Origin of the sequence: Hydrogenophaga sp. (assembly GCF_018780075.1) — a bacterium.
Classification (GTDB): Bacteria; Pseudomonadota; Gammaproteobacteria; order Burkholderiales; family Burkholderiaceae_C; genus Hydrogenophaga.
In genome coordinates this window covers 1-19,122 of sequence record NZ_JADMKB010000092.1, presented here as the reverse complement: position 1 = coordinate 19,122, position 19,122 = coordinate 1, and the positions used below count along the sequence as shown (strand labels likewise).

Genomic DNA, 19,122 nt, shown 5'->3' with positions numbered 1-19,122 from the left:
CCGAGGGCCACCGCTGGCGCAACCCGGTGTGGCGGCACAAGGACGGCAGTTTTGCGGAGTGGTGATGGCCTCAGCGTGATGCGCCGCGAGCTGGAAGTGATCTTCGGCGCTGCCTGAGCCACGCGCATGACCCACATCGAACTCGCCGACGCGCAGCTGGCCGACGTGGTGCTGGACGGCGGCACCATCACCCTGCGCATCCCGGTGGCGCCGGCGCGGCAGCCAGGGGAGGGGGCCGACGCCCGCCCGGTGGACGGTTTTCTGCAGGGGCTGGTCATCACCCTGCTGGGCGCGAGCCTGGTTCTGGACGAAGGCACCGCGCTGGGTGAATGCTTGGGCGCGGTGCGCGAGGGTGCGTTGGTGGTGGATGGCCAGACGCTGAGGCGGCTGCCTGTGCCTGCCGAATGGCGGGGCGCAGTGAGCCTGAACCTGGCCTTGCGCAACGGCGCCAGCCTGCGCATCAGCGCCACCGAAGTCCGCTGCGCCACGCCGGGCGGTGCCGGGTTCCGCGAATCACTGGCCTGCTGACGGGGCGGTGCCCCGCCTATGATCGCGGGCAGATTCCCCACCACCCGAACCACCGATCCATGGCGCAACGCATCCTGCTGCTGGAAGACGAACCCGCGATTGCCGACACGCTGCTCTACACACTGACGAGCGAAGGCTTCGAGGTGACGCATGTGCGGCTCGCGAGCGAAGCGCTCGCGGCCTTCCGCGCCCAGGCGCCCGACCTCGCCATCCTCGATGTGGGCGTGCCCGACGGCAATGGCTTCGACGTCTGCCGCGCGATCCGCAAGACCAGCGAGCTGCCCATCGTCTTCCTCACGGCGCGCAACGAAGAGATCGACCGCGTCCTGGGCCTGGAGCTGGGTGCCGACGATTACGTGAGCAAACCCTTTTCACCGCGCGAGGTGTGTGCCCGGGTGCGCGCGATCTTGCGGCGCAGCGCGGGCCGGCCCGCCGCGCCAGCCGCCAGCGGTGAAGCCGCAACGCTGCAGCTTGACGAAACCGCCCAGCGCATCCGCTGCGCCGGCCAGCCGCTCGCGCTCACGCGCTACGAATACCTGCTGCTCGCCACGCTGCTCAAGCGCCCGCAACGCATCTTCTCGCGCGCCGAGCTGATGGACCTGGTCTGGGGCGACGCGCCCGACACCGCCGACCGCACGGTGGACGCGCACGTGAAGCTGCTGCGTGCCAAGCTGCGCGAAGCGGGTGTCAGCGCCGAACTGATCCAGACGCACCGCAACATGGGTTATTCCCTGCACATCTGAATGCGCATCGGCCTGCGTCTCCTGCTGGGGTTCTTTCTGGTGCTGGGCCTGGCGCTGTTCGTGGTGCTGCGCATCTTTCTCGAAGAGGTGAAACCCGGCACGCGCCTCGCGATGGAGGACAGCCTGGTGGACGCGGCCTATGCGCTGGCCCAGCTCGCCACGCCCGACATGAAGGCCGGCACCATCGCCACCGGTGGCTTCGCGCAGGCGATGACGGCGCTGCCTTCGCTGAAACCCAGGGCCGAGATCTGGGGCTTCCAGAAAAACCAGATCGATTACCGCATCACCGTCACCGACGCACGCGGCATGGTCGTGTTCGACAGCCGGGGGCAGGACCTCGGCAAAGACCACTCGCGCTGGAACGATGTGTTCAAGACTCTGCGCGGCGAGTACGGCGCGCGCTCCAGCGGCGAAAGCGCCTACGACGCCGACCGCACGGTGATGCATGTGGCCGCGCCCATCCGCGACGGCGAGGCGATCATCGGTGTGTTGACGGTGGCGCGGCCCAACCAGACGCTGGAGCCCTACATCCAGCGCAGTCGCGACCGCATCCTCAACTGGTCGTGGGGTCTGCTCGGTTTTTCGCTGCTGATCGGCCTGCTGTTCACCTGGTGGATGGCGAGCTCGCTCTCGCGCCTGCGCGGTTACGCCAACGCGGTGGCGCAGGGCGAGCGCGCCGAGCTGCCGCGCATGGGGCGGCTTTCGGGCAACACCGAGTTCAGCGACCTCGCGCAGGCGGTGGAGCGCATGCGCCTGAAGCTCGAAGACAAGGCCTATGTCGAGAACTACGTGCACACGCTCACGCACGAGCTCAAAAGCCCGCTCGCGGGCATCCGCGGCGCGGCCGAGCTGCTGCAGGAGCCGCTGCCCGAGGCCGAGCGCGAGCGCTTCGCGGCCAACATCCAGCGCCAGACCGAGCGTCTGCAGCAGCTGATCGACCGCCTGCTGGCGCTGGCCGATGTGGAGCAACTGCGCCACCTGCGCACGGTCGAGCCGGTGGAGCTGGCGGCGCTCACGCGCGAGCTGCTGCACACGGCCGAACCGAAGCTGCGGCGCAAGGACCTGCAGGTGCAGGTTTCGCTGGACGAGGGCGCCACGGTGCGCGGCGACCGTTTCCTGATCGCGCAGGCGCTGCAGAACCTGCTGGACAACGCCATCGACTTCTCACCGCACGAGGGCGCGCTGGAGGTGACGGTGCGACGCGAGGAAGGGCGGGTGGAATGGTCGGTGCGGGATCAGGGGCCGGGCGTGCCCGATTACGCGGTCGACCGCATCTTCGAGCGCTTCTATTCGCTGCCGCGCGCCGACACCCAGGAAAAAAGTTCGGGCCTCGGGCTGTGCCTGGTCCAGGAGGTCAGCGCACTGCACGGCGGCACGCTGCGCATTCACAACGTGAGCGATCCGCGCGGCTGCCGCGCGAGCTGGACGCTGCCGGCCTGACGCGCTGCGCGACCGTGCTTCAGCGGCTGGCCCTCGCTGTGGCGTCGAAGATGAAGCAGGTGGTGGTCGCGTGGGCGTAGAGCCTGCCGTCGGGGCCGACGATGCGCGCCTCGGCGGTGGCCATCTGCCGCCCGCTGTGGATCACCTTGCCGATGGCGCGCAGCGGGCCGGTCTTGTCGCTGGCCGAGCGCACGATGTTCAGGCCCAGTTCGGCGGTGGTGTAGCCCATGCCGGCGGGCAGCTTGGTCTGCACCGCGCAGCCCAGCGCCGAGTCCAGCAGGGTGGCGTACCAGCCGCCGTGCACCGTGCCCAGCGGGTTGTAGTGTTTGAACTGCGGTTCGCCCTGGAACACCGCGTGGCCGTCGCCGACCTCGATCAGCGCGAAGCCCAGCGTCTCGCTGATCGGCGGCGCGGGCAGTTCGCCGTGCAGCAGGGCCTGCATGATCTCCAGGCCCGACTTGCCGGCCACCTGTTCGGGGCGGGCCACGCCGACCTTGCCGCCCCCCGCGGCGATGCGTTCGCGCACGGCGGCTTCTTCCTGTTCCCAGCGAAGGCGGATGTTTTCGGTGTCCATGGGCTCGGTTCCTCAAAAGTGTTGCATATGCAATCATTGTAGATACAATCAAACCATGGCCGCAAGCACCCCAACCAAAATCCTGCCGCAAGGCTGCACCAACCTCAAGCTGCGCCAGCTCATGCGCCGCGTGAGCCAGTTCTACGACGTCGAGATGGCGCGGGCGGGGCTCAAGACCACGCAGTACTCGCTGCTGTCCTACGTCGACAAGCTCGGGCCGGTGCGGCCGGGCGAGCTGGCGGCGGGCCTGAAGATGGACGCCTCGACGCTCACGCGCAACCTCCGGCCGCTGGTGGACGCGGGCTGGGTGCTGGTGTCGGCGGGCGACGATGCGCGCAGCCGGCTGGTGAGCCTGACGCCCGCCGGCCGCGAGAAGCGCGCCGAGGCCAAGCGGCGCTGGAAGGTGGCGCAGGAAGGCATCAACCGCCTGCTCGGGGTGGAGCAGGTGGTGGCCCTGCACACGCTGATCGACGCGTCGATGGACAAGCTCGATCCGGTGGACGCTGTGGAGGTGTCCGATGAGTGAGCCCGCTCGCGCCGCCGACCAGCCGCTGCTGACCGCGCCCATCCTGCCCCTGCTGCTGAGGTTCGCGCTGCCCAACATGGGCGCGATGCTGGCGACCGCACTGGCCGCCATCGCCGAGACCGTCTACGTTGGCGGTTTCGGTTCGCCCGCGCTGGCCGGCATGGCGCTGGTGTTCCCCTTCGTGATGTTCCAGATGATGCTGTCGGCCGGCGCCATGGGCGGCGGGGTGTCGTCGGCGGTGAGCCGCGCGCTCGGCGCGGGCCATCCCGAACGGGCCAACGCGCTGGCGGTGCATGCGCTGTGGATCGCGCTGGTGGCCGGCACGGTGTACATGGTGGCCATGCTCTCGCTGGGCGAGACCCTGCTGGCGCTGCTGGGCGGGCAGGGCGAGGCGCTGGCGCAGGCCATGGCCTATGCCAACGTGGCCTTCCTCGGCTCGGTGTTTGTCTGGCTGGTGAACACCCTGGCCTCGGTGATCCGCGGGTCGGGCAACATGGCCGTGCCCTCGGCGACGCTGTTCGTGGTGGCGCTGCTGCAGGTGGCGCTGGGCGGCGCGCTCGGACTGGGCTGGGGGCCGTTGCCGCGCCTGGGCATGGCGGGCGTCGCCGCTGGCAGTGTGGTGGCCTACGGCGTGGGCGCGGCCTGGCTGTGGCGGTACCTGGTGTCGGGGCGCTCGCGTATCGCGCTGCACGTGCGCGGCACGCGCCTGGAGCGCGCGCGCTTTGCCGACATCCTGCGCGTGGGGGCGGTGGCCAGCATCTCGCCGCTGCAGACGGTGCTGACCATCCTGATCCTCACGCGGCTGGTGGCGCAGTTCGGCACCGACGCGCTGGCCGGCTACGGCATCGGCACGCGGCTCGAATTCCTGCTGGTGCCTATCGCCTTCGCGGTTGGTGTGGCCTCGGTGCCGCTGGTGGGCATGGCCATCGGGGCCGGACAGGTCGCCCGCGCGCGCCAGGCCGCCTGGACCGCGGCCGGGCTGGCGACGGCCATCCTCGGCGGGCTGGGCCTTGTGGTGACGCTGGCGCCCGACCTCTGGACCGGCCTGTTCACGCAGGACCCGGCGGTGCTGGCCGCGGCGGCCGGTTACTTCCGCTGGGCCGGCCCGGTGTACGGCCTGTTCGGCCTGGGGCTGTCGCTGTATTTCTCCTCGCTGGGCGCGGGCAAGGCCCTCGGCCCGGTGCTGGCCGGCACGCTGCGGCTGGTGATGGTGGCCGGCGGCGGCGCGCTGCTGGCGATGTGGCAGACCCCCACCTGGACCATCTTCGCGCTGCTGTCGGCGGGCATGGCGGTCTACGGCATCAGCTCGGTGCTGTTTGTCCGCTACACGCCCTGGGCGGTGGAAAAGGCTTAGGGCCTGCTCTCTTGACCCCTTGGCTCCCCCAAGCGGAGGATTCACTCGCCCAGGCACAGGCATACGATGGCCGCCCCGGGAAGCAATCGCCATGACGCGTTCACCCGGCACAGCGGCGGACGATCGACAGCAGCACTGCATTGGGAACGGGTCGTTTGGAAGCAGACAGTCGCCCACGTGAATCTGCCATTCCATGTCTGAGCGGACAGCGTCCGCGCTTGCCAAGGAGTTTCATGATGGACCACAAGCCCCATGCCCGCAGCCACGGGTACAGCACCGACAACGCCAACCCCACCCGCAGCAATCTGCAAAAGCCGGGCCGCTTTGGCCTGCTCTTCCCGGAGCTCGCCGCCGTGCCCTGGACCACCGGCAATCCGGCCCAGGACGATGTCATCCTGCGGGAACTGGGCGCGGCCATGCACGTGGCCGACCGCAAGGACGGCGTCATTCCCGCCGGCTTCACCTACTTCGGCCAGTTCGTCGACCACGACATGACCTTCGACCCCACCAGCCTGGGCGAGAATGCGGTGGATGTGGACGACCTCGTCAACTTCCGCACGCCGGCACTCGACCTGGACAGCGTGTACGGATCGGGCCCACGCGACCAGCCCTACCTGTACCAGCGCGCCACCACCACCGCTTCGGCGCAGATGCTGGTGGGGCCGGCGCAGATTGTTCCCCCTGCTGCTCCCGGCGGCGGCGATGCCCAGGTACAGGCCATGGACGGCCAACTCTATGACCTTCCCCGTGTCGCCGACGGTCTTTCTGAAAGGACGGCCGTGCTGGGTGACAAGCGCAACGATGAGAACCTCATCGTGGCGCAGCTCCACCGCACGATGCTGCACTTTCACAACGCGGTCAGCCTGAGCTTCCCCGAGCTCTCGTTTGCCGATGTGCGCAAGGTTGTGACGCACCACTACCAGCAAATCGTCCTGCACGAGTACCTGCCGGCGGTGGCGGGTGCGCAGAACGTGGCCAACGCGCTCCAGGAGCTGAAGTACTACCTGATCGGCCCGGGTTATCTGGCCAGTTCGCCTTACATGCCGCTGGAGTTTGCGGGTGCCGCCTACCGGTTCGGCCACAGCATGGTTCGCCCCGCCTACAACTTCAACAAGGTGTTCAACTTTGCGGCGGGTCCCCAACTCGCGGACTTCCGACTGGCCTTCACCTTCACAGGCGATGGCGGCTTTCTCGGCGGCACGCGCTACCCCACGAACTGGCTGCTCGACTGGCGGCAGATGTTCGATGGGCTGGGCGCCCCGGCGCAGAGAGCCTTTGCCATTGACGCCGCGCTCACCGACCGCCTGCGCATCGGCAACGCCCCCGACGCACCGTTCCTGGCGCAGCTCAACCTGGTGCGCGGCGCCAAACACTACAAACTGCCACCGGGCCAGGCGGTGGCCGCACGCATGGGCATCGCACCGCTGACCGCAGAGCAACTGGAAACCGGTACCGCAGGCGCCGTGGTCAAGCAACACCAGCTGGCCCACCAGACGCCGCTGTGGTTCTACATCCTGAAAGAAGCCGAGGTGCTGGAGGGTGGCAAACACCTGGGTCCGATCGGAGGCACCATCGTCGCGGAGGTGATCGTGGGCCTCATCAAGGACGATCCCGAAAGCGTGCTCAACGGTGGCACACCGCGCGCACTGCCGAAGGCGGGAGCCCACTTCACCATGACCGACCTGTTCAAGTTCGTGGAAAGCATGAAGGGCCAGGGCAACATCCCTGCGGCGGGCGTGATCAATCCTCTGGGCTGAACAGCGGGGGTGTTCTCGCGGGTTTTCACACCCGCTTCACACAGCCCACACGAGCGCCGCACGCCCGTTTTCAAGAATCGCTCCGTCTTCAACCACGGAGCGAGAAGTGAACAAACATCCCCTGCTGAGCAAGCTGCTGCTCATCGGTTTCCTGATGGCGCTGCTGGCCATTCCCCTGGCGCTCGTGCGCGACGTCATCGCCGAGCGCACGGCCAACCGCCACGACGCCACCCAGGAAGTGGCGCGCGCCCACGCCGGCGCGCAGACCATCACCGGCCCGGTGCTCTGGCTGCCCTACACCGAGACCTTTCTGCGCACCGTCAAGGTCGAGGGGCAGGTGGGCCAGACCCGCGAGGAACTGGTGAGCGAAGAGCGTGTGTCGATCCAGTTTCCCCAGACGCTGGACACGAAGAGCACGCTGGACACCGAGATCCGTTCGCGCGGCATCTTCCCGGTCACGGTCTACACCAGCCAGCACGCCACCACCGGCCGCTTTGTCTGGAACGAGGTGCAGCCACGCCACCGCGGCGGGCAGCTCGCACTGGGCCAGCCGCTGCTGCTGATGGGCGTGAGCGACGCGCGAGGCCTGCTGGCCGCGCCGACACTGCACCTGGCGGGTCAGGCGCTGCCGGTGGGGCAGGCGCCGGGCAGCAGCCCGCTGCCGCTGGCCGCCAGGGTGGACCTGGCCCAGCTGAAACCCGGTGCCGTGCTGGACCTGAATCTGACGTTCGACCTGGCCGGCACCGGCCGCATCGGCTGGGTGCCGCTGGCCGACGAAAACAGCGTCACGCTGCGCTCGCCGTGGCCGCACCCGAGCTTCGGCGGCGACTTCCTGCCGCGCGCCCGCAGCGTCGGCGCCAGTGGCTTCGAGGCAACCTGGCGCGTGCCCTCGCTCTCCAGCCAGGCGCAGGCGCAGTTCGGGCAGAAGGGCGAGAACGCGCCCCCGGTGGAGCAGTTCTCCGTGGGGCTGGACGACCCGGTGGATGTGTACCGCCTGACCGAGCGCGCCACCAAATACGGCCTCATGTTCATCGTGCTCACCTTCGCCGCCTTCTTCGTGCTGGAGATGGTCAAGCGCTGGCGCATCCACCCGATGCAGTACCTGATGATCGGGACCGCGATGGTGCTGTTCTTCCTGTTGCTGCTCTCGCTGTCCGAGCACCTGGCGTTCCGCTTCGCCTACCTGATCGCCAGCGCCGGCTGCATCGCCTTGCTCGCGCACTACCTGCGCCATGTGCTGGGGGGCTGGGGCGCCGGCCTGGGCATGGGCGGCATGCTGGTGGCGTTGTACGGCGTTCTCTACGGCATCCTGATCTCGGAAGACAACGCGCTGATGATGGGCTCGTTGCTGCTCTTCGGTGTGCTCGCCGCGATCATGGTCGCCACGCGCAAGATCGACTGGTACCACGTGATGGGCCCGGACGCGGCACCGCCCACGCCCGGCCTGGAAGCCCCCCGGTCCTGACAAGGGGAACACCATGGCGACCTACCTTCATTTCGCCCCGGCCATCGCGCTGGCGGTGGCCGCTGGCGTGCAGCGGGTGGGCTGGCGGCTGACGCTCGCGGGCGCGTGTTTTGCCGTGTTGCCCGACGCCGACTTTGCCCTCGTCACGCTCGGGCTGGACCGCTACAACGGCCCCTACGGCCACCGGGGCTTCACCCACTCCATCGCTTTTGCGCTGGCCCTGGGCGCCTTCGGTTCGCTGTGGGCGGGGCCGGGATGGCGCCGGCGGCTGGGCGCGGCCACCTTCCTGGCGCTGTGCACGCTCTCGCACCCCGTGCTCGACGGCCTGCTGGATCGCGGCATCTGCAGCGCCTGGCTCTGGCCCCTCGACGACGCTCGCCTTTGTCTCGACTGGCGACCGGTCCCCATGCGCGGTGTGCCGCTGTTTGGCATGGAGCGCTTTCGGCAGGAGCTGCTCTGGATCGGCCTGCCGCTGCTGCTGATCACCAACGCGGTGCTGCTGCTGCGCGCGGGCTGGCACAGCGTGCGCAGCCTGAGGATCAACGGGAGCACCCCATGCGCCACCCAAGGATGACTCCAGTGTCTCCATCGTCAGGGGTCGTTCCCTCTACCCCGCAAGCGCTCGCGCTGTCGAGCGAGTTGCAGGCGGTGCTCGATGCGCTGCAGTCACCCGTCGGCGATCCAGCCTCGAACCCGAACCGGGCAGGGCGTGATCGCCGGCTTCTGGCCAGCCGGGTGTTCTTGCTGACACTGCGGCTGCACTGGATCGGCGCCGCGCTGCCGCTCAGTCCAGCGGCAGCGCCCCCGTGTTCTTCAGCTCGTTCAGGCACACGCTGGAGCGCACGCCGTTGACGCCGGGCAGTTGCGCCAGCGTGCCGAGCAGGAAGTCCGACAGGGCCTTCAGGTCGCGCGCCACCACCTTGCACACGTAGTCGAAATCGCCGGTCACGGCGTAACACTCCAGCACCTGCGGCATCTTGCCCACGTTGCGCTGGAACTTCTGCACCTCCTTGAACTGGCCGCGGTCCATGGTGATGTGCACGAAGGCCGTCACCCCCAGGCCGAGCCGGTCGGCGTCGAGCCGCGCTTCGTAGCGCTTGATGTAGCCCATCGCTTCCAGCCGTTTGTGGCGCCGGTTGCTCTGCGCGGGGGAAAGGTGCACCTGCGCGGCCAGCTCCTGGTTGCTGATGCGCCCTTGGGCCTGCAGGACGGCGAGGATGCGGCGGTCCAGTCGGTCGAGCGAAGACGGGTGCAAGGATTCGTCGTCGATGTCAGCGTTCATGAGAGATTCCACCGTCAAGGCAGGGTTTTGGGGGCATGGATGCAAGCCCATTGTCCATGAAGCGGTGCAAACTGTGCATCATCAACAACGGCCCGAAGCGGCCGAACCGGAGACTTCCATGACCCCTCTCGATGTGCAGATGACCCGCGAGCTGCTGGCCGACTTGCCGGCCTGGACCGTGGACGCCGGGCGCGGCGCCATCAGCCGCTCCTTCCGCTTCCAGGACTTCGCCCAGGCCTTCGGCTTCATGGCGCAGATGGCGCTGGTGTCCGAGAAGATGGACCACCACCCCGAGTGGTTCAACGTCTACAACCGCGTGGACGTGACGCTCACCACCCACGACGCCAACGGCCTGTCCACCCGCGACATCGCCTGGGCCACCCGGGCCGACGCCGTGTTCGCCAGCCTGGTGCCACAAGGAGCGTGAGCATGATCACCGCGGACGCCCCCCAGAAACACGGCCTGGCCGCCGGCGGCGACCACCGCCCCGCCAACGCCGACTGGACCATCGACCAGGGCTGGGCGAGCTACACCGCCGCCGACCACGCGACCTGGAAGACGCTGTTCGAGCGGCAGACGAAGCTGCTGCCCGGCCGCGCCTGCGATCAGTTCCTGCAGGGCATGACCGACCTGCCCATCGGCGCCGATGAAATCCCCGACTTCCGCCGCCTCTCCGAGGTGCTGATGCGGCGCACCGGCTGGCAGATCGTCGCCGTGCCCGGCCTGGTGCCCGACGATGTGTTCTTCGATCACCTGGCGAACCGCCGTTTTCCCGCCGGCAACTTCATCCGCCGGCCGCACGAGCTGGACTACCTCGAAGAACCCGACGTGTTCCACGACGTGTTCGGCCACGTGCCCATGCTCATGAACCCGGCCATCGCCGATTTCATCCAGGCCTACGGGCAGGGCGGCCTGCGCGCGCAGGGCCTGGGCAACCTGGCGCAGCTCGCGCGGGTCTATTGGTACACCATCGAGTTCGGGCTGCTGCAACAGGCCGACGGTCTGCGCATCTATGGCGCGGGCATCGCCTCGTCGTTCACCGAAACCGTGTTCAGCCTCGAGAGCCCCTCGCCCCACCGCATCCGGCTGAACCTGGAGCGGCTGATGCGCACGAACTACCGCATCGACGACTTCCAGGAAAGTTACTTCGTGATCCGCGATCTCGATGAGCTGCTGGCGTTCACGCAGATCGATTTCGCGCCGCTGTACGAGCGCGCTGCGCGGAAGGCTGAGCTGCAGCCCGGCGACGTGTTGCCCGAAGACCTGCTGTTCCAGCGCGGTGACGGCAGCCACCACCGTGCGAAAGCGCACGGCGCCTGAGCGGGCGCGAACGGTGCTCGGGGTGTTCAACCCCGCACAATGGGGTGGCCCCCACTCTGGGTCAACCCCATGAACGAACCGACCCTGCTGACCGAGATCCGCGACGGTGTGCTGACCCTCAGCCTCAACCGCCCCGAGAAGCTCAACGCGATCGACAACCCGATGGCGCTGTGCCTGCTGGACGCGCTGAACAAGGCCGCCGCCAACGCCGCCGTGCGGGCCATCCGCCTGCGGGGCCGTGGCATGGCCTTCTGTGCCGGCCGTGACCTTGGAGCGCCGCCCACCGAGCGCGATCTGGAGCTGGTGCAGACCGTCGCCGACGCCATGGTGCGCAACCCCAAGCCCATCCTGGCCCAGGTCCATGGCTGGACCGTCGGGGCGGGGCTGGAGTGGATGATGTGCGCCGACGTGGTGGTGGCCGGCGAGAGCACCCGCTTCAAGCTGCCCGAAGCCGGCCTCGGTGTGTTCGTTACCGGCGGCCTCACCGCGACCTTGCCCGCCTCGGTGGGGTGGGCACGCGCCAAGGCGCTGGCGATGCTGGGCGAGGCCTTCAGCGCGCGTCAGGCGGTGGATTGGGGGCTGATCCACAAGTCGGTGGACGATGCCGATCTGGACGGGGTTGGCCGACAAACCGCCCAGACCCTCGCGGCGCTCAACCCCGAGGTGGCGTGGCAGTTCAAGCGCGTGTTCAACGGCATCGGCCTGGAAGCGTTCGACCGCGCCATCAAGGAAGAAAACAAGGTCCAGCGCACGCTGGGTGGAGCGATTCCTTCGGCACCACGCTGAGCGCGACCGGCAGGTAACATGCCCCGCATGGACCGCCTGCAAACCCAATACCAACGCCTCTACCTGCCACCCACCGCCGAGGCGGGCGACGCCTCCGGGCTGATCGGCGCGGACGGCCGGGTGCGCGCGCTGGTGCTCGCCTTGCGTGGCCCCGCCGACTGGGAACTGCTCGCGCCCGTGTGGCGCGGCGTGCAGGCCGATCTGGCCTGGCCCGCGCCGGCCATCGCGGTCAACGGGGTGGATGCCTTCGAGCTGTGGTTCTCGCTCGCCGAGCCCGTGCCGCTGGCCGAGGCCTCGGCCTTTCTGCAGGGCCTGTGCCGGCGCTACCTGGCCGAGGTGGCGCCCGCGCGCCTGCCGCTCTGGCCCGGCCCCGACGCCGCCACCACCCCGCCGCAGCCCCACACGGCGCGCATCCCTGCACTGAACCCCGACACCGGCTGCTGGTCCGCCTTCGTGGCGCCCGATCTGCCCGCTGTGTTCGGCGAGGATCCCTCGCTCGACTTTCAGCCCGGCAAAGACGCCCAGGCCGAGCTGCTCAGCCGGCTGAACAGCGTCACGCCGGCCGAGTGGCAGGCGGCGATGGTGCAGCTGCAGCCCGCTGCGGCCGCGCCCGTTCCGGCACCCGCAGCGGTACCTGCGCAGCCGCCCGCCGCCAGCACGTCCCACAGCGCCCTGAATGGCCCCTACCAGGACCCACGCCGCTTCCTGCTCGACGTGATGAACGACGCCACGGTGGCACTGGCCCTTCGCATCGACGCGGCGAAGGCGCTGTTGGCCAACGGTGGCACCACCGATTGACCCTCGAACCTTCCCCATGTACCCCGTCGAGCGCCTGAACGAAGCGTCCTTCGTCTCCCTCGCGCTGGCCAACCCGGTCAACGCCGAGCTGCTTCAGCGGCTGGGCGGCCTGGGCCTGCCGCAATGCCACCTCACCGCCGGCTGCCTGTTTCAGGCCGTGTGGAACCGGCAGGCGGGCAGGGCGCCCGGCTGGGGCGTGAACGACCACGATGTTTTTTACTTCGACGGCGACGACCTGTCGTGGGAAGCCGAGGACCGCGTGATCCAGGCCGTGCAGGCACTCACCGCCGACCTGAACGTGAAGGTCGAGGTGAAGAACCAGGCGCGGGTCCACCTCTGGTACCGCGACCGCTTTCAGGCCGACTACCCCCAGCTCACCCGCACCACCGACGGCATCGACCGCTACCTCGTGGCCTGCACCTGCGTGGGCATCGACGTGCGCACCCGCAGGCTGTACGCGCCCCACGGGCTGGACGAGCTGCAGCGCGGCGTGCTGCGCATGAACCCGCGCTTCGCCCAGCCCGCCATGTTCCGCGACAAGGCGCGCAGCTACCAGCAACGCTGGCCCTGGCTGAGCGTGGTGCCGACGGAAGAAGACGGACGCCCATGAATGCACACCGCCTGGAGATCGATCACGTCTTCGTGTTCATCGAGCCCGACGGGCCCGAGATCGACGCCCTCCGGCGCCTCGGCCTCGTGGAAACCTACCGCCGCGCGCACCCGGGGCAGGGCACGGCCAACGTGTGTTTTGCCTTCGACAACCTCTACCTCGAACTGCTCTGGCTCACCAGCGAAGCCGAAGCCCGCAGCGGGCCCATCGCGCGCACCCGCCTGTGGGAGCGCAGCCGGTGGCGCACGCTGGGCACCTGCCCGTTCGGCATCGCGGTCCGCGGTGATCTGGCGGACGCGGGCGTGCCGGTCTGGGACTACCGGCCGCCCTACCTGCCGTCGGGCATGGGCATCCCGGTCGCCACCGACAGCGACGACCCGATGCAACCCATGCTCTTCGTCTCGCCGGGCCGGGAGGCGCCGCGCGACTGGCCTGCCGAGCGGCGGGGGCGCTTGCAGCGGGACGCGGGGTGGGGCGAAGCCCGGGGGCTCGTGCTGCGGCTGGCGGCGGGCGTGGCGCCCTGTGCCGCGCTGGTGTCGCTGGCCGCCGCGTCAGGCCTCACGCTGCTGCCAGGCGAGGGGGCTGCGCAGGGCCTGACCCTGGACCTGGTGGGGGTGGATGGTTCGATGGCGGGCACGTTGCCGATACCGGCAGTGCCCGGTGTGTCCGGCGACTTCGGCGGGCTACAGTCCGTCAGGTCCCTTGAACCACCTTCACCGAAAGGATCCCGATGACCGCGTTCGCACTCATCATCAAACACCAGACCCAGCCTGGACAGCGCGAGGCAGTTCGGAAGATCTGGGAGAAGCACATGGCGCCGGCCATTGCGTCCAACCCGGGGCACACCGCCTACTTCTACTGCTTTGACCAGGCCGATCCGGATGCCATCTGCGCCTTCCAGCAGTATTCGAGCCTGGAAGCCTCCCAGGAATTTCTGAGAACGAGCACCTATGCCGCGTACCTGAAAGACGTGGAGCCCTTGCTGGCCGGTCCGCCCCAGATCACGGCCCTCACACCGGTGTGGACCAAAGGGGCCTGAGCATCCGTCCGGCGGTCGGGCTTCTGCGCGGGTCTTGTCGATTGGACCCATGCTCGTTCGTCGCCGTCGCATCGGGAACCGTCCACGATGGGGGCCAGCCGTGCGATTCACCATCACCGCGCAGTCGAGCCCGGAGCATCCGGCGACCGATCAGCCGCCTGGGTTCGATGTCGAACGCTTCAAGGCGTGCCTGCGCTTCAGCGAGGAGATGCACCAGGCCGGGGTGCTGGTGGCGTCCGAAGGCTTGAACCCCGCCGCCCAAGGGGCGCGTGTTGCGGTGGCCCACGGCCAGCGGTAGGTGGTGGACGGCCCCTTCGCCGGGTCGACGGAACTGGTGGGGGTTCGGTCTGACGGTCGCGCGATGCGAACCGACCACCCACCCAGCCGGCCTCAGTGCGGGAGCAGCCGCTGAATGGCCGCGCACATCGCTTCCACCGTGTCGGGCTTGAAGATCACTTCGTCCACACCGGCGGAGGGCGCGCCCAGGCGCAGTTCCTCGCTGATGTAGCCCGAGGCGATGGCCACCGGCAGCTGGGGGTGCAGGGCCTTGATCTCGCGGGCGAGCCCCAGCCCTGACATGCCCGGCATGTTGTAGTCGGTGATGCACAGCGCCACGTCCAGCGGTCCCTGGCGCAGCGCATCCAGCGCCGCTTGCGCGTCGGTGTACGCGCTCACGCGGTAGCCGTCGCGCTCCAGCAGGCGCTGCACCAGGAAGGCCATGGCCTCGTCGTCGTCGACGTACACCACGTGGGGCGCGGGCGCGTCGCCCCAGGGCCTGCCGGTGGGGGCGGGTTCCGGTGTGGCAGCCACCGGTTCGTCGGGGGCAGCGTCGGTCAATCCGGGGAAGATGGCGGTGAACACCGTGCCGACGCCGCGCTGGCTGCTCACGCGCAGGGCCGCGCCGTGTTCACGCAAGATGCCGTGCACCACCGCCAGGCCCAGGCCGGTGCCGGAGCCGGGGGCCTTGGTGGTGAAGAAGGGCTCGAACGCGCGCGCCAGCGTCTCGGGGGCCATGCCGGTGCCGTTGTCGATCACCTTCAGGCAAACCCCTGTGCCGGGCCAGGCGCCGTTGAGGGCCAGGGCCTGGAGTTCGTCGCGTCCGGGCGCCGCTTCGGGTCGCTCGATGCGCTCGAGCCGCAGCTGCACGCTGGCGCCCGGCCGGCCCTGCGCCGCCTGCAGGGCGTTGGTCGCCAGGTTCAGCATCACCTGCGCGATCTGCGTGGCGTTGGCCATCACCGCCGGCAGGTTCGGGTCGGCGTGCACGAGCAGCGTCAGGTCGGTGGGCAAGGTGGCTTGCAGCAGGCGGTGCGTGTCCTCGAGCACGGCCCGCAGGCAGGTGGGCTCGCGCGTGCTGTCCTGGCGCCGGCTGAAGGCCAGGATCTGTTGCACCAGGTCGCGCGCGCGCCGCCCCGCCTTGCGGATTTCCTGCAGGCTGGTGCGCGCCGGGTGCGCCGCGGGCAGGTCGTCCAGGGCCAGTTCGACGTTGCCCAGGATCGCGGCCACGATGTTGTTGAAGTCGTGCGCCACGCCGCCGGCCAGCGTGCCCAGGGCCTCCATCTTTTGCGACTCGCGCAACTGCGACTGCAGCTGCAGGCGCGTGTTCTCCGCGGTCTGGCGCTCGGTCAGGTCGTAGTCGATGCAGAAGAACTCGGGTGCGTGGCCGTCCCGCCGCAGCAGCACGTGGCTGGAATACACCGGCACCGGGCGGCCCCCCTTGCGCTGCAGGACCAGTTCAGCCGCCGGGATGGCCTCGCCGCTGCGCATCATCTGCGCCGTGGCGCTCACCACGGCGTCGCGCATCGGCGCGGGGATGATGAGGTCCAGCAGGCTGCTGCCCACCGCCTCCACCGCGCTGTAGCCGTACAGGCGCTCGGACGCCTGGTTCCAGAACCTGCACACCAGTTGGGCGTCGTAGCCCTGCACCGCCACGTTGGGAATGGCGTCGATCAGCTGGCGAAAACGTTCTTCGCTCGCGCTCAGGCTCTCCCGGGTCTGCTGGTGGTGGGTCACGTCCAGGATGAACGAGTGCCACAGCACGCTGCCGTCGCTTTGTGCCCGCGGCCTGCCGACCCCGTGCAGCCACTTGCGACGCCCTGAGGGCGTGGTGATGCGCCACTGGAACGACCAGTCGCTCAGCAGCCGGGCCGACTCGGCGATCGATGCGGCGAAGCCCGGCAAGTCGCTCGGATCGACCATGCCCCAGAGGGCGCGGGTGTCGTCCGCCAGATCGGCGGCCGTGATTTCCCAGAGGTCCAGGCAACCACCGCTCATGTGCTCGATGCGGTCCGTGCCGTCGGGCCGCACGCGGTAGCGGAGCAGGGCCCCTGGAACGAACTCGGCCAGCTGTCCGATCGACGGCGCGTCGTGGGCAGGGCGGTTCGGTGGGTGCATGCAACACAGTGTCCCGGTTAATGGCCGGTTGCGCAATTCGCCCGGGTCGTGCTTGATCGCCGCGAGCGGCAGGCACTCGGTGGGTGTCGGCCATCGGTGCGCATCAGCGTGGGCCCTGCCCATCGAAGGTGGCGCTGCCTGGTCGGCATCAGGACATACGAAACGAATACAATCCGTACATGTTTCGTATAGAGGTGGATCCATGGGCATTGTCAAGATTTCAGACCTGATGCACGAAAACCTGCGGGTGGCGGGGAGCGCCCTCAGCCGGTCGATCAACGCGCAGGCGGAGCACTGGATGCGGGTCGGCATGCTGACCGAGATGCACCCCGAGCTGGACTACCGCGACATCTGCCAGCTGCTGATCAAGGCCGAACTCACGGGGGGCCTGGACATCACGGCAGCGGCCACGCCCACGGCCGCTCCCACCACAGCCCCCGAAAGGCCCCGCGCACCCGCGACGGGGAAACACTGATGGCGCGCGGCGTTCCCATCAAGAGCCCTGAAGAGCTGAGCCAGTCGCGGCGGGCCGCGCAGCTGGCCGCCGAGGTGCTGGCCATGATCGAGCCCCACGTGGTGCCGGGGGTGAGCACCGAGGCGCTCGACCGCCTCTGCCACGAGCACATCGTGAACGTGCAGGGCGCCATTCCCGCCAACCTGGGCTACCACGGCTACCCCAAGACCATCCTCACCTCGGTCAACCAGGTGGTCTGCCACGGCATCCCCTCGCCCGACAAGATCCTGAAGAAGGGCGACATCGTCAACATCGACGTGGCCGTCAACAAGGACGGCTGGTTCGGCGACACCAGCCGCATGTTCTTCGTGGGCGCCCCCAGCACCCTGGCCCGTCGCCTGGTGGAGACGACCTACGAAGCCTTGCTCGCCGGCATCCGGCAGGTCCGACCGGGGGCGACGCTGGGCGACGTGGGCCACGCCATCCAGACGGTCGCCCACCAGGCGCATTTCAGCGTGGTGCGCGAGTACTGCGGGCACGGCATCGGCCAGATCTACCACGACGAGCCGCAGGTGCTGCACTTCGGGCAACGCGGGCAAGGGCTCAGGCTAGAGGCCGGCATGGTGTTCACCATCGAGCCCATGCTCAACGCCGGCCAGCGCGAGACACGGCAACTGTCCGACGGATGGACTGTGGTGACCAAGGACCGCTCGCTGTCCGCCCAGTGGGAACACATGGTGGCCGTCACGCCCGAGGGGTACGAGGTGCTGACGGCGTGGCCGGGTGGCACGGGGGCTTACGCAGCGGTGTGACACCCAGGCGAGCGGCATCCACGGTCAACAGAGCAGAGGGGGACAACATGAAGATGGTCCTGACATCGGCGACAGATCCCGACGGGTACATCGCCTGTCTGAGCGGCTGGCCACAACGCTGCGCCCAGGCCTTGCGCTCGGTGGTTCGCCAGGCCGCACCCGAGCTGGAAGAGCGGCTGAAGTGGGGTCACATCGTGTGCTTCGCTGAGGGGCCGGTGCTGCTCATCCGAGCGGAACCCACGCGCGTGTTGTTCGGCTTCTGGGAAGGTCAGCGCCTGCGGCACATCGAGCCCCGCCTGCGGCCTGGGGGCAAATACCAGATGGCCACCCTGGAACTGAAAGAGGGCACGCCTTTGCGCCAGGAGACTGCCGTTCGTCTGGTCACGGAAGCCGCGAAACTCGCCCGCGTGGCAGACGGTGCATAGTTCACAGCCCCGGCGTCCACTGATGCATCACTTCGTTGCGAAGGAGTCACTCATGTCCAACAAAGAGGCCCTGGTTGTTGCCTTGCTGGTCACTTTCAACGCGGTCGCTCTCGCCGCCGACCCCCGGGATCGCGGGTTCATCCGCAAGGGCATGCACGAGGGCGAAGTGCTGTTCAAGATCGGCAAGCCCGACCACGAGGCGTTCGTCAAAAACTTCAAAGGGCAACCGGAGGAGAAGACCTGGGCTTACTTTCCCCACGCCCGAGATCCGCAGACGCTCACCATCCTGACCTTGCGGTCGGGCGTGGTGGCCGAGATTGAACGCAAGATTGCGCGGTAGACCGGCCCGAAAGGCGGAGCCGCCCGCGCTGCCGCCGCTTCAGCGGCGCGCCAGACCGTCCAACAGAGGCCTCGCGGCGCCGGTGTGCACGGTGGCACCTGCCGTTTCCATCGGCGCGCAAAGAAGGGAGCTGCTGGTCGATTCGGTGCAATACAGCGTCTTTCGCCCGGGGCCACCAAACGCCAGGTTGGTGAGTGAGGCGCCGGTCTCGGCGCGCAGCACCTGCACCGGCTCGGCCCGGTGGTTGAGCACCCACACATAGGCCAGGCCCGGGTTGGCCACCAGCAGTTGGCCGGCGCTGTCCATCGCCAGGCCGTCCGGGCCGCTGGGGCCGTAAGAGGTGAAGAACTGCCCGGCCTTGGACACACCACCATCCGCCAGCAGCGGCATGCGCCACACACAGTTGCCGCGCGTGGCCGCGACGAACAGGAACCGCTCGTCCAGCGACAGCACGATGCCGTTGGGGCTGGGCACGTTG

The 19,122-nt window shown here is 68.9% G+C and carries 24 protein-coding genes; 20 read left to right on the top strand and 4 right to left on the bottom strand.

All coding sequences use genetic code 11. The annotated features are described in order from the left end of the window. The first annotated feature begins 126 nt into the window (after positions 1–126). Genes IV088_RS15205 through creC form a run of 3 tightly spaced genes read left to right on the top strand, consistent with a single transcriptional unit; the run spans position 127 to position 2,711 of the window. Complete coding sequence (locus IV088_RS15205) at positions 127–528, top strand: hypothetical protein (protein ID WP_291103657.1); 402 nt, start codon at positions 127–129, stop codon at positions 526–528. 59 nt (positions 529–587) lie between these two features. After that, positions 588–1,271 carry a two-component system response regulator CreB gene (creB, locus tag IV088_RS15200; protein WP_291103654.1) on the top strand — a complete coding sequence of 228 codons (684 nt, stop codon included), beginning with the start codon at positions 588–590 and terminating at the stop codon, positions 1,269–1,271. Further along, entirely contained in the window at positions 1,272–2,711 is a 1,440-nt protein-coding gene (creC, locus tag IV088_RS15195) for a two-component system sensor histidine kinase CreC (protein ID WP_291103652.1), read from the top strand. 19 nt (positions 2,712–2,730) lie between these two features. On the opposite strand, the gene IV088_RS15190 is transcribed toward creC, so the two are convergent. Continuing rightward, positions 2,731–3,285: a PaaI family thioesterase gene (locus tag IV088_RS15190; protein WP_291103648.1), complete on the bottom strand. Its 555-nt coding sequence runs from the start codon at positions 3,283–3,285 to the stop codon at positions 2,731–2,733. Positions 3,286–3,340: 55 nt separating this feature from the next. Between IV088_RS15190 and IV088_RS15185 the strand changes: the two genes are divergently transcribed. The 5 genes from IV088_RS15185 (at position 3,341) to IV088_RS15165 (ending at position 8,961) form a co-directional block, all read left to right on the top strand. After that, complete coding sequence (locus IV088_RS15185) at positions 3,341–3,811, top strand: MarR family winged helix-turn-helix transcriptional regulator (protein ID WP_291103646.1); 471 nt, start codon at positions 3,341–3,343, stop codon at positions 3,809–3,811. Next, complete coding sequence (locus IV088_RS15180) at positions 3,804–5,165, top strand: MATE family efflux transporter (protein WP_291103644.1); 1,362 nt, start codon at positions 3,804–3,806, stop codon at positions 5,163–5,165. Before IV088_RS15185 ends, IV088_RS15180 begins: the two co-directional genes overlap by 8 nt. Before the next feature lie 236 nt (positions 5,166–5,401). Next, a complete protein-coding gene (locus IV088_RS15175) occupies positions 5,402–6,922 on the top strand; it encodes a heme peroxidase family protein (RefSeq protein WP_291103642.1) in 1,521 nt (506 codons plus the stop codon). Between the two features lie 106 nt (positions 6,923–7,028). After that, positions 7,029–8,387 (top strand): cell envelope integrity protein CreD, encoded by a 1,359-nt coding sequence (gene creD, locus IV088_RS15170; protein ID WP_291103639.1) that lies wholly within the window; start codon positions 7,029–7,031, stop codon positions 8,385–8,387. Between the two features lie 13 nt (positions 8,388–8,400). Continuing rightward, entirely contained in the window at positions 8,401–8,961 is a 561-nt protein-coding gene (locus IV088_RS15165; RefSeq protein WP_291103637.1) for a metal-dependent hydrolase, read from the top strand. 210 nt (positions 8,962–9,171) lie between these two features. Here the strand turns inward: IV088_RS15165 and IV088_RS15160 are convergent, their stop codons facing one another. Beyond that, a complete protein-coding gene (locus tag IV088_RS15160) occupies positions 9,172–9,669 on the bottom strand; it encodes an Lrp/AsnC family transcriptional regulator (RefSeq protein ID WP_291103635.1) in 498 nt (165 codons plus the stop codon). 118 nt (positions 9,670–9,787) lie between these two features. Here IV088_RS15160 and IV088_RS15155 point away from each other — a divergent pair, with 118 nt between their 5' ends. The 8 genes from IV088_RS15155 (at position 9,788) to IV088_RS15120 (ending at position 14,520) form a co-directional block, all read left to right on the top strand. After that, entirely contained in the window at positions 9,788–10,096 is a 309-nt protein-coding gene (locus tag IV088_RS15155; RefSeq protein ID WP_291103633.1) for a 4a-hydroxytetrahydrobiopterin dehydratase, read from the top strand. Between the two features lie 2 nt (positions 10,097–10,098). Then, entirely contained in the window at positions 10,099–10,989 is an 891-nt protein-coding gene (gene phhA, locus IV088_RS15150) for a phenylalanine 4-monooxygenase (RefSeq protein ID WP_291103630.1), read from the top strand. 69 nt (positions 10,990–11,058) lie between these two features. After that, the gene (locus IV088_RS15145) at positions 11,059–11,775 is read left to right on the top strand and encodes an enoyl-CoA hydratase/isomerase family protein (RefSeq protein ID WP_291103628.1); all 717 of its coding nucleotides are present in this window, start codon (positions 11,059–11,061) and stop codon (positions 11,773–11,775) included. 27 nt (positions 11,776–11,802) lie between these two features. Then, positions 11,803–12,573, top strand: a complete 771-nt coding sequence (locus tag IV088_RS15140; protein ID WP_291103625.1) for a hypothetical protein — start codon at positions 11,803–11,805, stop codon at positions 12,571–12,573. A 16-nt stretch (positions 12,574–12,589) separates the two neighbouring features. Beyond that, positions 12,590–13,183 carry a nucleotidyltransferase family protein gene (locus IV088_RS15135; RefSeq protein ID WP_291103622.1) on the top strand — a complete coding sequence of 198 codons (594 nt, stop codon included), beginning with the start codon at positions 12,590–12,592 and terminating at the stop codon, positions 13,181–13,183. After that, a complete protein-coding gene (locus IV088_RS15130; protein WP_291103619.1) occupies positions 13,180–13,917 on the top strand; it encodes a VOC family protein in 738 nt (245 codons plus the stop codon). The genes IV088_RS15135 and IV088_RS15130 overlap by 4 nt, the downstream gene beginning before the upstream one ends. Beyond that, positions 13,914–14,222, top strand: coding sequence for an antibiotic biosynthesis monooxygenase (locus IV088_RS15125; protein WP_291103617.1), 309 nt, complete (start codon positions 13,914–13,916; stop codon positions 14,220–14,222). Before IV088_RS15130 ends, IV088_RS15125 begins: the two co-directional genes overlap by 4 nt. Before the next feature lie 100 nt (positions 14,223–14,322). Then, complete coding sequence (locus tag IV088_RS15120; protein WP_291103615.1) at positions 14,323–14,520, top strand: hypothetical protein; 198 nt, start codon at positions 14,323–14,325, stop codon at positions 14,518–14,520. Positions 14,521–14,612: 92 nt separating this feature from the next. Here IV088_RS15120 and IV088_RS15115 read toward each other — a convergent pair whose 3' ends face one another. Next, complete coding sequence (locus IV088_RS15115; protein WP_291103612.1) at positions 14,613–16,613, bottom strand: PAS domain-containing sensor histidine kinase; 2,001 nt, start codon at positions 16,611–16,613, stop codon at positions 14,613–14,615. A gap of 202 nt (positions 16,614–16,815) precedes the next feature. Here IV088_RS15115 and IV088_RS15110 point away from each other — a divergent pair, with 202 nt between their 5' ends. The 4 genes from IV088_RS15110 to IV088_RS15095 are packed head-to-tail and all read left to right on the top strand — an operon-like array spanning position 16,816 to position 18,644. Beyond that, positions 16,816–17,088, top strand: coding sequence for a ParD-like family protein (locus tag IV088_RS15110; protein WP_291103609.1), 273 nt, complete (start codon positions 16,816–16,818; stop codon positions 17,086–17,088). Then, positions 17,088–17,879, top strand: a complete 792-nt coding sequence (gene map, locus IV088_RS15105) for a type I methionyl aminopeptidase (protein ID WP_291103607.1) — start codon at positions 17,088–17,090, stop codon at positions 17,877–17,879. The genes IV088_RS15110 and map overlap by 1 nt, the downstream gene beginning before the upstream one ends. A gap of 47 nt (positions 17,880–17,926) precedes the next feature. Next, positions 17,927–18,304 (top strand): DUF1801 domain-containing protein, encoded by a 378-nt coding sequence (locus IV088_RS15100; protein ID WP_291103605.1) that lies wholly within the window; start codon positions 17,927–17,929, stop codon positions 18,302–18,304. A 52-nt stretch (positions 18,305–18,356) separates the two neighbouring features. Next, positions 18,357–18,644, top strand: coding sequence for a hypothetical protein (locus tag IV088_RS15095; protein ID WP_291103602.1), 288 nt, complete (start codon positions 18,357–18,359; stop codon positions 18,642–18,644). Positions 18,645–18,683: 39 nt separating this feature from the next. On the opposite strand, the gene IV088_RS15090 is transcribed toward IV088_RS15095, so the two are convergent. Next, the coding region (locus tag IV088_RS15090) for an SMP-30/gluconolactonase/LRE family protein (protein WP_291103595.1) at positions 18,684–19,122 on the bottom strand (439 nt) is incomplete at its 5' end.

What these genes read in the sequence shown, in the direction of transcription:
- IV088_RS15135 (WP_291103622.1), top strand. Translation starts at nt 12,590, where the DNA reads ATGTACCCCGTCGAGCGCCTGAACGAAGCGTCCTTCGTCTCCCTCGCG.
- IV088_RS15180 (WP_291103644.1), top strand. Translation starts at nt 3,804, where the DNA reads ATGAGTGAGCCCGCTCGCGCCGCCGACCAGCCGCTGCTGACCGCGCCC.
- IV088_RS15190 (WP_291103648.1), bottom strand. Translation starts at nt 3,285, where the DNA reads ATGGACACCGAAAACATCCGCCTTCGCTGGGAACAGGAAGAAGCCGCC.
- IV088_RS15155 (WP_291103633.1), top strand. Translation starts at nt 9,788, where the DNA reads ATGACCCCTCTCGATGTGCAGATGACCCGCGAGCTGCTGGCCGACTTG.
- IV088_RS15140 (WP_291103625.1), top strand. Translation starts at nt 11,803, where the DNA reads ATGGACCGCCTGCAAACCCAATACCAACGCCTCTACCTGCCACCCACC.
- map (WP_291103607.1), top strand. Translation starts at nt 17,088, where the DNA reads ATGGCGCGCGGCGTTCCCATCAAGAGCCCTGAAGAGCTGAGCCAGTCG.
- IV088_RS15165 (WP_291103637.1), top strand. Translation starts at nt 8,401, where the DNA reads ATGGCGACCTACCTTCATTTCGCCCCGGCCATCGCGCTGGCGGTGGCC.
- IV088_RS15145 (WP_291103628.1), top strand. Translation starts at nt 11,059, where the DNA reads ATGAACGAACCGACCCTGCTGACCGAGATCCGCGACGGTGTGCTGACC.
- phhA (WP_291103630.1), top strand. Translation starts at nt 10,099, where the DNA reads ATGATCACCGCGGACGCCCCCCAGAAACACGGCCTGGCCGCCGGCGGC.
- IV088_RS15130 (WP_291103619.1), top strand. Translation starts at nt 13,180, where the DNA reads ATGAATGCACACCGCCTGGAGATCGATCACGTCTTCGTGTTCATCGAG.
- IV088_RS15205 (WP_291103657.1), top strand. Translation starts at nt 127, where the DNA reads ATGACCCACATCGAACTCGCCGACGCGCAGCTGGCCGACGTGGTGCTG.
- IV088_RS15115 (WP_291103612.1), bottom strand. Translation starts at nt 16,613, where the DNA reads ATGCACCCACCGAACCGCCCTGCCCACGACGCGCCGTCGATCGGACAG.
- IV088_RS15110 (WP_291103609.1), top strand. Translation starts at nt 16,816, where the DNA reads ATGGGCATTGTCAAGATTTCAGACCTGATGCACGAAAACCTGCGGGTG.
- IV088_RS15185 (WP_291103646.1), top strand. Translation starts at nt 3,341, where the DNA reads ATGGCCGCAAGCACCCCAACCAAAATCCTGCCGCAAGGCTGCACCAAC.
- IV088_RS15125 (WP_291103617.1), top strand. Translation starts at nt 13,914, where the DNA reads ATGACCGCGTTCGCACTCATCATCAAACACCAGACCCAGCCTGGACAG.
- IV088_RS15095 (WP_291103602.1), top strand. Translation starts at nt 18,357, where the DNA reads ATGTCCAACAAAGAGGCCCTGGTTGTTGCCTTGCTGGTCACTTTCAAC.
- IV088_RS15160 (WP_291103635.1), bottom strand. Translation starts at nt 9,669, where the DNA reads ATGAACGCTGACATCGACGACGAATCCTTGCACCCGTCTTCGCTCGAC.
- IV088_RS15100 (WP_291103605.1), top strand. Translation starts at nt 17,927, where the DNA reads ATGAAGATGGTCCTGACATCGGCGACAGATCCCGACGGGTACATCGCC.
- IV088_RS15175 (WP_291103642.1), top strand. Translation starts at nt 5,402, where the DNA reads ATGGACCACAAGCCCCATGCCCGCAGCCACGGGTACAGCACCGACAAC.
- creB (WP_291103654.1), top strand. Translation starts at nt 588, where the DNA reads ATGGCGCAACGCATCCTGCTGCTGGAAGACGAACCCGCGATTGCCGAC.
- creC (WP_291103652.1), top strand. Translation starts at nt 1,272, where the DNA reads ATGCGCATCGGCCTGCGTCTCCTGCTGGGGTTCTTTCTGGTGCTGGGC.